The 12,300-nt window shown below is 54.2% G+C and carries 9 protein-coding genes; 3 read left to right on the top strand and 6 right to left on the bottom strand.

The genetic code is table 11. From position 1 onward, the window contains the following. Positions 1-57 precede the first annotated feature (57 nt). Complete coding sequence (gene polA / locus AUP42_RS06940) at positions 58-2,883, top strand: DNA polymerase I (RefSeq protein ID WP_062950176.1); 2,826 nt, start codon at positions 58-60, stop codon at positions 2,881-2,883. An 88-nt stretch (positions 2,884-2,971) separates the two neighbouring features. Here the strand turns inward: polA and dapB are convergent, their stop codons facing one another. After that, positions 2,972-3,772 (bottom strand): 4-hydroxy-tetrahydrodipicolinate reductase, encoded by an 801-nt coding sequence (gene dapB / locus AUP42_RS06935; RefSeq protein ID WP_062950174.1) that lies wholly within the window; start codon positions 3,770-3,772, stop codon positions 2,972-2,974. Between the two features lie 104 nt (positions 3,773-3,876). Further along, complete coding sequence (locus AUP42_RS06930; protein WP_062950173.1) at positions 3,877-4,761, bottom strand: aldo/keto reductase family oxidoreductase; 885 nt, start codon at positions 4,759-4,761, stop codon at positions 3,877-3,879. A 108-nt stretch (positions 4,762-4,869) separates the two neighbouring features. Between AUP42_RS06930 and AUP42_RS06925 the strand changes: the two genes are divergently transcribed. Next, the gene (locus tag AUP42_RS06925; protein WP_062950172.1) at positions 4,870-5,808 is read left to right on the top strand and encodes a LysR family transcriptional regulator; all 939 of its coding nucleotides are present in this window, start codon (positions 4,870-4,872) and stop codon (positions 5,806-5,808) included. Between the two features lie 55 nt (positions 5,809-5,863). Here AUP42_RS06925 and dnaJ read toward each other — a convergent pair whose 3' ends face one another. The 3 genes from dnaJ to AUP42_RS06910 form a co-directional block, all read right to left on the bottom strand. Beyond that, positions 5,864-7,009 (bottom strand): molecular chaperone DnaJ, encoded by a 1,146-nt coding sequence (dnaJ, locus tag AUP42_RS06920; RefSeq protein WP_007088588.1) that lies wholly within the window; start codon positions 7,007-7,009, stop codon positions 5,864-5,866. A 104-nt stretch (positions 7,010-7,113) separates the two neighbouring features. Then, positions 7,114-9,027, bottom strand: a complete 1,914-nt coding sequence (dnaK, locus tag AUP42_RS06915) for a molecular chaperone DnaK (RefSeq protein WP_062950171.1) — start codon at positions 9,025-9,027, stop codon at positions 7,114-7,116. 365 nt (positions 9,028-9,392) lie between these two features. Then, positions 9,393-9,902, bottom strand: a complete 510-nt coding sequence (locus tag AUP42_RS06910; RefSeq protein WP_062950169.1) for a DUF2244 domain-containing protein — start codon at positions 9,900-9,902, stop codon at positions 9,393-9,395. A 212-nt stretch (positions 9,903-10,114) separates the two neighbouring features. On the opposite strand from AUP42_RS06910, the gene nth reads away from it, so the two are divergent. Then, positions 10,115-10,756 carry an endonuclease III gene (nth, locus tag AUP42_RS06905; RefSeq protein WP_062950555.1) on the top strand — a complete coding sequence of 214 codons (642 nt, stop codon included), beginning with the start codon at positions 10,115-10,117 and terminating at the stop codon, positions 10,754-10,756. Positions 10,757-10,802: 46 nt separating this feature from the next. On the opposite strand, the gene AUP42_RS06900 is transcribed toward nth, so the two are convergent. Next, positions 10,803-12,248 (bottom strand): penicillin-binding protein activator, encoded by a 1,446-nt coding sequence (locus tag AUP42_RS06900; RefSeq protein ID WP_062950167.1) that lies wholly within the window; start codon positions 12,246-12,248, stop codon positions 10,803-10,805. Between the last annotated feature and the right edge of the window lie 52 nt (positions 12,249-12,300).

The following is a 12,300-nucleotide window of genomic DNA, read 5'->3' as shown; positions in this document are numbered from 1 at the left end:
GCTGGATCGGGCATTCTGCGGGCCATCAAATCACACGAATAAATGAGCATTAGACGCATGACAGATTCTGCGCCATCCACCGGTAAATCCCCCCGTCGCGTTGTTCTGGTTGACGGATCGGGCTTTATTTTCCGGGCCTTCCATGCCTTGCCACCGATGACCAGTCCGGATGGTACGCCGGTGAATGCGGTGTATGGTTTCTGTACAATGCTGATGAAATTGCGCGAAGATACCAAGCCCGATCATATGGCGGTTATCTTCGATACCAAGGGTAAGTCGTTCAGAAACGACTTCTATCCCGAATACAAAGCGCACCGTCCGCCGCCGCCCGAAGAACTGGTCCCCCAGTTCGGGCTTATCCGTGATGCGACGCGTGCCTTCAACCTGCCTTCGATCGAACTCGAAGGATACGAGGCCGATGATCTGATCGCGACCTACGCCCGACAGGCTGAGGCCGAAGGTTCCGATGTGATTATCGTGTCTTCGGACAAGGACCTGATGCAACTTGTCACGGACCGGGTGCAAATGTTTGATGCGATGAAGAATCGCACCATTGGCGCACCAGAGGTTCTGGAAAAATTCGGCGTCACACCGGATAAGGTCATAGATATTCAGGCATTGGCTGGCGATTCCGTTGATAACGTACCCGGTGTACCTGGCATCGGTATCAAAACCGCAGCCCAACTGATTGATGAATATGGCGATCTGGATGGTTTGCTGGAACGTGCAGGAGAAATCAAGCAACCCAAACGCCGTGAGAAACTGATCGAGAATGCCGAACTGGCCCGCATTTCGCGCGATCTGGTGACCCTCAAAACCGACGTTCCGGTTGTCGAGAAACTTGATGGTTTCGAACTGCGCGAACCTGATCCGGATGTTCTTTTAAGCTTTGTTTCAACACACGGCTTTAAATCACTGATTTCTAAAATAAAGGCGAAATTCGGTGGTTCTGTTGATGCCGACGGCATTGTCGAACCCGGAACCGGTGTCAATAATATCAGTGTTGAAAAGGCAGAATATGAACTGGTGCAGGATGAAGACCGCCTAAGGCACTGGATTTCAATGGCTGAATATGCCGGTACGGTTGCTGTCGATACCGAAACCACATCGCTTAATGCCCATCAGGCCAAGCTGGTTGGCATTTCGCTTTCGACCGAACCGGGCAATGGCTGTTATATCCCTGTCGGGCACGGACAGGGTCATGGCGAAAGTGGCGAAGCACAGGGTGGTTTCGATTTCGATGCCCCTGCCGAGGCACCGGCAAAAATAGATGTCCCAAAGCAAATCCCGCTTGATCGCGCGATTGCCTTACTCAAACCCCTTCTGGAAGACCCGGGCGTTCTTAAGGTCGGCCAGAACCTGAAATACGATATGATCGTATTGTCCCGTCATGGCATCAATGTCGCCCCGATAGACGACACCATGGTGCTGTCCTATGTTCTGGACGGCACAAGCCACGGCCATGGCATGGATGAATTGGCCGAACTGCATCTGGATTACAAACCAATCAAGTTTTCCGATGTTTGCGGATCGGGCAAGACCCAGATCACCTTTGATCAGGTCCCGCTCGACAAGGCGCTTGATTACGCTGCCGAAGACGCCGATATCACATTGCGCCTGCACCGGCTTCTGAAACCCCGCATTGCGCAGGAACATATGGCCAGCGTCTATGAAACGCTGGATCGGCCGCTTGTACCGGTACTGGCCAAAATGGAAAGCCTCGGCATCCGTATTGACGCGGACAAGCTCAAAACCCTATCGAACGATTTTGCCAAACGGATGGCCGCCCTTGAAGAAACCATCCATGAAATGGCCGGTGAACCGTTCAATCTGGGCAGCCCCAAACAGCTTGGCGAAATCCTGTTTGAAAAGATGAGCCTGCCGGGCGGGAAAAAGACCAAAACCGGTGCGTGGCAGACCGGCGCGGATGTTCTTGAAGCATTGGCGGCCCAGGGACATGACCTGCCGACCAAAATCCTTGAATGGCGGCAGCTTTCAAAGCTTAAAAGCACTTATACCGACGCGCTTGCCCATCATATTAATCCGGAGACTGGCCGCGTCCACACAAGTTACGGCCAGACCAATGTGAATACCGGTCGTCTGTCGTCAAACGACCCGAACCTGCAAAACATTCCGATCAGAAGCGAGGAAGGCCGTAAAATCCGCACTGCCTTTATCTCGGAACCCGGTTGCAAACTGATTTCTGCCGACTATTCGCAGATTGAATTGCGTCTTCTGGCGCATGTCGCCGAAATCGACACCCTACGCGATGCGTTCAAAGATGGTGAGGATATCCACGCCGCGACGGCATCCAAGGTATTCGGCGTACCAATCGAAGGCATGGATCCGATGGTCCGCCGGAAAGCCAAGGCCATCAATTTCGGCATCATTTACGGGATTTCAGCCTTTGGCCTCGCCAATCAGCTTGGTATCCCGCAAAAAGAAGCCAAGGCGTTTATCGAAGCCTATTTCGAAATCTATCCCGGCATTCGCGATTACATGGAACAGGCCAAAGACTTCGCCAAGAAGCATGGCTTTGTCAGAACCCTGTTTGGCCGCCAGATTCATATCAACGGCATCAATGATAAAAACGGCATGCGCCGAAGCTTTGGCGAACGTGCCGCAATCAACGCCCCGATTCAGGGCGGTGCTGCTGACATCATCAAACGCGCGATGATTGCCGTTCCGGGTGCGCTTCTTGATGCGGGGCTTAAAACCCGCATGCTGCTTCAGGTCCACGATGAATTGATCTTTGAAGCCCCTGAAGACGAAACAGAAAAGGCCGTCAAGGTGATCCGTGAGGTCATGGAAAATGCCGCACAGCTGTCCGTACCGCTTATCGCGGATGCCGGTATCGGGGATAGCTGGGCGGATGCCCATTGATCGGATCAATATCCCGATACTTCAGCAAAACAGAAGCCCCGGCAGTGCTGCCGGGGCTTTTGCATAAAGTGACTGGATCAGAACTGGCTTAAAGGCCCAGAACGTCGCGCATCGAATAAAGACCAGGTTTCTTGCCTTCGGCCCATTTCGCGGCACGCACCGCACCTTTGGCGAAAACTTCGCGTGATGATGCCTTGTGTGTAATTTCGATCCGCTCTCCCTCGCAGGCAAAAACAACCGTGTGATCGCCCACAACATCGCCACCACGCAGTGTTGCAAAGCCGATGGTGCCGTTTTCACGTGCACCGGTATGCCCGTCGCGTGACCGCACCGAAACCGCATCCAGATCGACCCCACGACCCTTTGCCGCCGCTTCACCAAGGCCAAGTGCCGTGCCTGATGGTGCATCAACTTTATGTTTGTGATGCATTTCGACGATTTCGATATCAGCCGTATCCTTATCGAGGACCGCTGCAACCTTCTCGACCAGTGCAAAGGCAAGGTTCACACCGACACTCATATTCGGTGCGAAAATGATGGTTGCTGTTTTGGCTGCAGCCTTAAGCTCCGCTTTCTGATCGTTTGAAAGCCCGGTCGTACCGATCACCAGGATTTTGCCGGTTTCAGCTGCCAGTTTGGCATGGTTCATGGTCGCAGCCGGTGCGGTGAAATCAATCACCGCATCAACAGCTTTAAACAATGCCCTGGGATCGTCACCGACCAGAACGCCACTTTCTTCCAGACCAGCAATCAGGGTGACGTCCTTGCCGACAAACGGGCTGTCTGGCAGATCGGTACCACCGCCAACCTCGCAGCCGTTGGTTTTGAACGTTTCATTGACCAGCATGCGCCCCATACGGCCGGCACATCCGACAATCCCGATTTTCATTTCCGGTCTCCTCCGGCAAGCAATTTCAAACGTGTCATTGCTTTAGCACATGCCGCCCTGCGATGAAATCATCGGAAATGTCCAAATGTCGGACAAATCAACATTCAGCCTATTGTCGCGGATTGCGCTGCAATCCCGTCAAGTTCGGCAACGGCGTCAACCGGAAGCTTAAGGCTGGCCGCCGCAAGGTTCTGCATCAAATGCTCGAACGATGACGTTCCCGGAATCAACAGGATATTGGCCGAACGCTGCAACAACCAGGCAAGGGCAACCTGCATCGGCGTTGCGTCAAGGCGCCTGGCAACCTGTGAAAGGGTTTCTGACTGTAATGGCGAAAAACCGCCAAGTGGGAAAAACGGCACATAGGGAATGCCATCAGCCGCAAGGCTATCGATCAATCCGTCATCATCGCGATGCGCCAGATTGTACTGATTCTGCACACAGACGATGTCACAAATCTTGCGCCCTTCCTCGATCTGGATCGGTGTCACATTCGACAATCCGATATGTCGGATCAATCCCTGCTGCTGCAATTTGGCCAAAACGCTAAGCTGTTCTTCAATTGAACCTTCCGCTGGTCCGTGCAGCCCGTGCATTGATCGAAAATTGACAACATCAATCACATCAATCCCCAGATTGCGAAGATTATCATGCACTGCGGATGTCAATTCAGCAGCCGACAGTGCCGGCAACCACGACCCGTCATCGCCACGCTTTGCACTGATCTTTGTCACGATCACAAGATCATCTTGATAAGGACGAAGGGCTTCACGAATCAGCTGGTTGGTAATGTGCGGGCCATAAAAGTCGCTGGTATCAATATGATTGACGCCCGCTTCGACCGCCTTGCGCAGCACCCTGATCGCACTGTCGCGATCTTTGGGTGGGCCATAAACACCAGGCCCGGCCAACTGCATCGCGCCATAGCCCATACGTTTAACGCTTAGATCACCGATCTTAAAATTTCCGGCCTGCTCTATACTGGACATGGAAATCTCCTTTCATGTCAGACATCCGATCTCTGTCCCGAAGCTAGACCCTACTGTTTTGATCAACAATCCGGTACAATCAGAACAAGCTGTACGGGATTCAAAACAATGAAACTTGATCTGCCCAATATCACCGCATTCGTCACCGTCGCCCGAGCAGGCGGTTTCCGTGAAGGTGCCCGTATCAGTGGTGGCAGTGCGTCACGTCTAAGCGATCAGGTCAGACGACTGGAAGCCGAGCTTGGCGTAAGGCTGTTTAACCGCAGCACACGCAGTGTTGCGCTGACCGAAGCCGGTGAAGGATTGTTAAACCGGCTTTCTCCTGCCCTTGATGAAATGGAACTGGCTCTTGATGTGGTGAACAGCTTCCGCAGCCGTCCGACAGGGACTCTGAAACTGAACGTGCCTGTAAGTGCGGCACGCCTTGTTCTACCACACTTTATTCCACCTTTTCTTGCTGCCTATCCCGATATCCGCGTCGAGGTCATTACCGAGGAAAACTTCGTCGATGTTCTGGCCGAAGGATGCGATGCCGGTATTCGTTATGACGAAAGTCTGGAACTGGACATGATCGCAGTTCCGATTGGCCCGCGCACCCAGCGTTTTGCTGCCGCGGCGTCACCCGGATATCTGGAAAAACACGGTATGCCAGAACATCCCCGCGATCTTCTCGAACATGCCTGCCTGCGCGGACGCTTTGCAAGCGGGACCATGATCTCGTGGGAATTTGAGCGCGGTGATGAAACCATTGAACTAAACCCCGGCGGGCCGTTGCTTGTGCGCCCCGGCGGGGGAACTGACCTTGCGACTCACGCCGCCTGTATGGGCACGGGCATCGTTTACCTGTTTGAAGACTGGCTTCAGCCCTATTTTGATAGCGGTGCGCTCGTCCCGGTGCTTGCGGACTGGTGGCCGCGGTTTCCGGGTCCCAAACTGTATTATCCGGGGCGACGCCTTGTCCCCACACCGTTGCGGACCTTCATCGATTTCGTCAAAAGCCGTCCGTGGCCAAACGATCAAGCCAAAGAGAAACCCCGCTCGGAATAACAGAACGGGGTTAAAATATATTTCGTTCCGAAATCGGAACGATCTGGTGCAGCACCTAATCCGTCAGATCTTTCCAGATTTCCTTCATCTTGGAAAAGAACCCCTCGCTTTCCGGGTTACTGCCTTCTTCGCGCGAAATCTCGTCAAACTCTTTCAAAAGCTCTTTCTGCCGCTCGGTCAGTCTGACCGGGGTTTCGACACTGATTTCAACGAACATGTCACCACGTGCCTGCGACCGCAGGATGGTCATGCCCTTGCCACGCAGACGCAATTGCTGTCCCGATTGCGTACCTTCCGGGATGTTGATCCGAGTGCGAGTTCCCTCAATTGTCGGCACCTCGATGGTGCCGCCAAGGGCTGCCTTGCTCATCGGGATCGGAATCCGGCAATACAGGTTCGCCCCATCACGCTGGAAGAAGCGATGATTCTGGATATCAAGGAAGATATACAGATCACCCGCTGGTGCGCCATTGGCACCCGCTTCACCTTCGCCCGCCAGACGGATACGCGTTCCATCCTCAACCCCGGCCGGAATCGTCACCGACAGGGTCTTTTCCTGTTCAACACGACCGACACCATGGCAGGATTTACACGGATTCTTGATGATTTTGCCTTTGCCATGACAGCTCGGGCAGGTACGCTCGATCGTAAAGAAGCCCTGCTGCGCGCGGACCTTGCCATGACCATTACAGGTCGGACAGGTTACCGGCTGAGAACCTGCCTCCGCACCGCTGCCATGGCATTCTTCGCAGGCAACCGAGCCCGGAATGGTGATCTCGGCCTTTTTGCCTTCAAACGCTTCTTCAAGCGAGATGGCCATATTGTAACGAAGGTCGGCACCGCGCGACGATCCACCGCCACGGCGACCACCACCCATGGCCCCGAAAATCTCGTCGAAAACGTCGGCAAATCCGCCACCGCCGAAACCACCGCCAAAGCCGCCACCGAAACCACCGGCACCGCCCGGTCCGCCTTGCTCAAACGCAGCATGACCAAACCGGTCATAGGCAGCACGCTTTTCCTGATCTTTCAGGACTTCATAGGCTTCGTTGACTTGCTTGAATTTTACTTCGGCTTCGGTATCGCCCGGATTTTTATCCGGATGGTACTTCATCGCCTGTTTACGATAGGCGCTTTTGAGCGCGGCTGCGTCGGCATCTTTGCCAACACCCAACAGCTCGTAATAATCTTCTTTCGCCATCTGTAACTCCGAAACACGGTCGGGCCGTTCCCGCAATTATCTGCGTCCGGAACGGCCCGATTTTTATTTACAGGGCGTCGTTCAAGACGACCTCTGCGGTCGCCTTACTTGTCTTTTTTGCTGTCATCGACTTCTTCAAAGTCGGCGTCAACAACACCGTCATCGGCCTGTGCAGATGCGCCGGCAGTTTCACCTTCGCCACCTTCTTCGGCCTGCTGTGCCTGATACATGGCTTCACCAAGTTTCATCGCAGCCTGCTGAAGTTCGTTGACCTTCGCGGTGATCGCTTCCGGATCTTCGCCGTCCTTGGCTTCTTTAAGCGCCGACAGAGCCTCTTCGATCATCGATTTCGCACCGGCATCAACCTTGTCACCGTGTTCGGCAAGGTTTTTCTCGGTCGAATGGATAACGGCTTCTGCCTGGTTACGGGCTTCGACAAGCGCTTTACGCTTTTTATCGGATTCCGCGTTGGCTTCGGCGTCCTTGACCATTTTTTCGATTTCGTCATCGCCAAGACCACCAGATGCCTGAATGCGGATCTGCTGTTCCTTGTTGGTCGCCTTGTCTTTGGCAGACACGTTGACGATACCGTTGGCATCAATGTCGAAAGTCACCTCAATCTGCGGAACACCGCGCGGTGCCGGCGGGATACCGACCAGATCGAACTGGCCAAGCATCTTGTTGTCGGCAGCCATTTCGCGTTCACCCTGGAAGACACGGATGGTAACAGCCGTCTGGTTGTCTTCCGCGGTCGAGAAAGTCTGCGACTTGCGGGTCGGGATCGTGGTGTTGCGGTCGATCAGTCGGGTGAATACGCCACCAAGGGTTTCAATACCCAGCGACAGCGGAGTCACGTCAAGCAGAAGAACGTCTTTGACATCACCCTGCAGGACACCGCCCTGAATCGCGGCACCAAGTGCAACCACTTCATCCGGGTTCACACCCTTGTGCGGATCACGGCCAAAGAATTCCTTCACGCGTTCCTGAACCTTCGGCATACGGGTCATGCCGCCAACCAGGATCACGTCGTCGATTTCACCTGCGGTGATACCGGCGTCTTTCAGGGCCGCTTTGCACGGGGTCATCGTGCGTTCGATCAGGTCACCAACAAGGCTTTCAAGCTTCGCACGCGACAGCTTGATATTCAGGTGTTTCGGGCCTGATGCGTCAGCGGTGATAAACGGCAGGTTCACTTCGGTCTGCATCGACGAGGAAAGCTCGATCTTGGCTTTCTCTGCGGCTTCTTTCAGACGCTGCAGGGCAAGACGATCTTTACGCAGGTCGATCTGCTGTTCTTTTTTGAACTCGTCCGCAAGGTAATCGATGATGTTTTTATCGAAGTCTTCACCACCAAGGAAGGTATCGCCGTTGGTCGATTTAACTTCGAAGACACCGTCACCGATTTCAAGAACCGACACGTCAAAGGTACCGCCACCAAGGTCATAAACGACCACGGTGCCACCATCTTTCTTGTCCAGACCATAAGCCAGTGCTGCTGCGGTCGGCTCGTTGATGATGCGCTTGACTTCAAGACCGGCAATTTTACCGGCATCCTTGGTTGCCTGACGCTGGCTGTCGTTGAAATATGCCGGAACGGTAATAACGGCTTCGGTTACCGGCTCACCCAGATGGGCTTCTGCGGTTTCCTTCATTTTCTGAAGCACCATGGCTGCGATCTGGCTCGGTGCCATTTTCTCGCCATTAACTTCAACCCATGCGTCACCATTCTCGCCAGCGACGATTTTATACGGGACAAGGTCTTTGTCTTTTTCGACTTCCGGGTCGCCGTAACGACGGCCGATCAGACGTTTAATCGCAAACAGGGTGTTTTCCGGGTTGGTCACAGCCTGACGTTTCGCAGGCTGACCGACAAGGCGCTCACCGTCATTGGTGAAAGCGACCATCGACGGCGTGGTACGGGCACCTTCGCTGTTCTCGATCACGCGGCCTTCTTTGCCGTCCATGACTGCGACGCAGGAGTTGGTGGTGCCAAGGTCGATACCGATAATCTTGCCCATAGTAAGTTCCTCTTTTAGCGGCCGGTCCGTCCCGCAGCCTTCACGATCTAAGCGCTGCGCAGGACCTCCTGGGACCAATGGTTGTAATAGTCTCAAATTTCGTGGGGTAATTACCCCGCGCACCTATATATGAAAGTCATCAAAAACTCGCAAGCGGTGAAAACGGGGAATCTCGGGTGAATTTTACTCTGAAACGCGGAATCCAGTATCCGGAACCCGTTCCCGAAGCGATTTCACGGCCAAAATTGCATCTTTTCAGACTGTTTTCGCAATTAATTATGGGGGAATTCACCCAAAGCATATCGGGGATACCAAGACTGCAAAGCAGTCTGGAAATTGGGGAAAAGCGCCGCCGCGCCTTGATTTCAGGATAATCCCGCGGGCTGTAGGTCAGGATGGCATCGTGCCTGACGCAGCAAACGATCAAGCTTTCCGGCCAGATCCGTCTTTTCCTCGGCCCCCAAGAACCCCGCGATCTCGAAACGCTTGCCGTGCGATCGCAAATAAAGTTCGCATTGATCATCCTCACCCCGTTCCAGCACCACCTGAAGCCAATAGGGCTGAAAATCAAATTCCTGCCGCGTACCCCGCGCAGAAATTCTGATGACACGCAAATTGCCCCGACGGAGTTCGATCCGCTCTTCTGCTCTTGCCGCGCGAAAACTGAAATGAAAAGCCAGCGCCAGCAATATCACATCAATGCCCAGAAATCCGATTACCGGCCACGCACCAACAGCCCAGAAAATCAAACCGATTGATGTCGTGACGCATGCAAGTATCACGACAATACTGCGCGCTGCCCGCCTGCTTAACGAACGTGGCGGGCGCAGATCGATGCGAAATATCGGTTTTTCGGTTCTTGGTACGGCTGGCATCGTAATCGACCGGTTTGCAGCGTTTCCAATCCGTCAATTCTGGAACGCTTCCAGATCTGCCGCAATCAAAATTCGACCTTTGCAGAACGGCAGTTTATATATTTCGATGTCAGTAGATCAGACCGGCGATAGAGGAAGCCAAACTCTTAACATCCCGAAAATGACCGCAAAATGCGGCATCAACACAGAGATAAAGACCCATGTCCCGCCCGATGAGCAAAGCCGCCATAGAAGAATTTTTCCAGCGTCTTTCGGACGCCGACCCGGAACCGAGAGGGGAACTGGACTACACCAATCCCTATACACTTCTGGTGGCAGTCGCCCTGTCGGCACAGGCAACCGATGTTGGTGTCAACAAAGCCACCAAGAAGTTGTTCCAGATTGTCGAAACACCCCAGGACATGCTGGATCTTGGCGAAGAAGCCCTGATCGAACATATCAAAACCATTGGGCTTTATCGCGGCAAGGCCAAGAATGTAATGGCAGCGGCACGCATACTTGTTGAAAAGCATGGCGGGATTGTACCCAACGATCAGGATGCCCTTGAAGAACTGCCGGGTGTCGGTCGAAAAACCGCTAATGTTGTCCGCAACATTGCGTGGGGCGAACACACGATGGCTGTTGATACCCATATTTTCCGGCTCGGCAACCGGACGGGCATGGCAAACGGTAAAAACGTGCTTGCCGTCGAAAAGGGCCTTTTGAAAAAGGTCCCGTCACGTTTCATGAACCATGCCCATCACTGGCTAATCCTACATGGGCGCTATATCTGCAAGGCACGCAAACCGCGTTGTGGTGACTGCATTGTCAATGATTTGTGCAACTATAAAGACAAAACGCCCGCCGAAGCATAATCGGCGGGCATTCCGTATCAATTAAAGCCTTTTCTATCCGGTCGGCTCAGAAGACCTGATCAAATGCCGCAGGTGCCGGCGCGACAACTTTGGCACCGTTAGGCTGGATCTGCATCACGGCATAACCGCGTTCCGAACGCCCCTGTGCTGTCAGACGGAAAATGCCATCCACCCCGACAAAGCCATTGGGGTTGGTAACGGCATCGCGGGTCATATCACCAGAATCGCGCGATAATACCGCGGCCAAGGCTGCGCTGTCATAGGCAAGGCTTGAAATGCGCGGCGGTTGTTCACCAAATGTCCGCTCGAAACGGTCCGAGAACAGTTTCCAGTTTTCCGGATCCGGTGCAGCAAAGATACCGCCCTTAAGTGCCGGCTCCGAAAAAAGCCCCGGATCGTTCCAACCGAATGTTCCGATGAACTGTACTTCGGAACTATCGATATCGAAATACGCCAGAAGGGCAGAGACCTGCCTTAACTCTCCGCCGGTCGCCGGAAGGATCAACGCATCGAAATCAAGTTCGCCTAGTGTGTCGACACCTTCGAGCCGCTTCAATGCGCGCTGGGACGCTGCCGAACCATCTGCCTGCAATTCGCGCTTGCGTGCCCGCAAGTTTGCACGGCGTGCATCGTAATTGGCAAAATCGCGGATCGTCTGCTCCAGATTCTCGGAACCCGGCGCATAGAACGCGACCCGGCCTAGGCTGCCCCCGACCCGCGAAACAATTCCCTGAAGAGCACCTGCGATCTGTCTGCCATAATCGTTTTGCGGCAACAAAGCCGCAAAACGATATTTGCCTTGCGTGGTTGCATACCCGGAAGCACGTGCAATCTGATCTTCGGGGACAAATCCGTTAACCCATACACCGCTTTCGGCAACCCGCTGATTGTTTGAAAACGCAATCACGGGAACACCAGCAGCTTTGGCGATTTCACTGGCACCACTAACCGATTCGGCAAAGAGCGGCCCCAGGATCATTTTCGCACCGGCATTGATCGCCTGATGGGCTGCGGCCTGTCCGCCCTGATACGTTCCTGCCGTATCAATCGGCATGAGGACGAAATCGTCACCGGCAATGTCAAACATCGCCAGTTCTGCCGCATGGCGCATGGCGCGCCCCAGTTCCTCGTTGGGACCCGATAATGGCAGCAAAAGCGCGACGCGCTTTTCATTCAAAGCCGCCTCATCGTTATAAAGTGTCAGTATTTCCTGACCTTCTCCCTCAGGCAGGGCAGCATCGCCCGGCCAAGGGTTTGCGTCCGTCAGAAGCCCCTGATCAGGGGCCCTGGTCGGGTCGTTTGCAGGGTTATTTGCCGTTTCTACAGGCGCCCCATCCCGTTGCATGCCCAACAGGTCCGTGATACTCGTGGTGCCACTGCATGCCGCAAGCCCCAGCGAAAGGACCACCACAGATGCCGTCCGGCGCGCGACCCGGCACCATGCCGAATTCCCGTCCAGATTCTGCAACGGATGACGTTTCGGAAAACCCACTCTCACCTCCCGATAGCTCGTTTCGCACGCAGGGTAATGCGCGCGACGGATC

Source organism: Thalassospira lucentensis, assembly GCF_001613805.1.
Taxonomy (GTDB): Bacteria; Pseudomonadota; Alphaproteobacteria; order Rhodospirillales; family Thalassospiraceae; genus Thalassospira; species Thalassospira lucentensis_A.
Note: the sequence above shows the minus strand (reverse complement) of the source record. Positions and strands in the feature narration are given on the sequence as shown.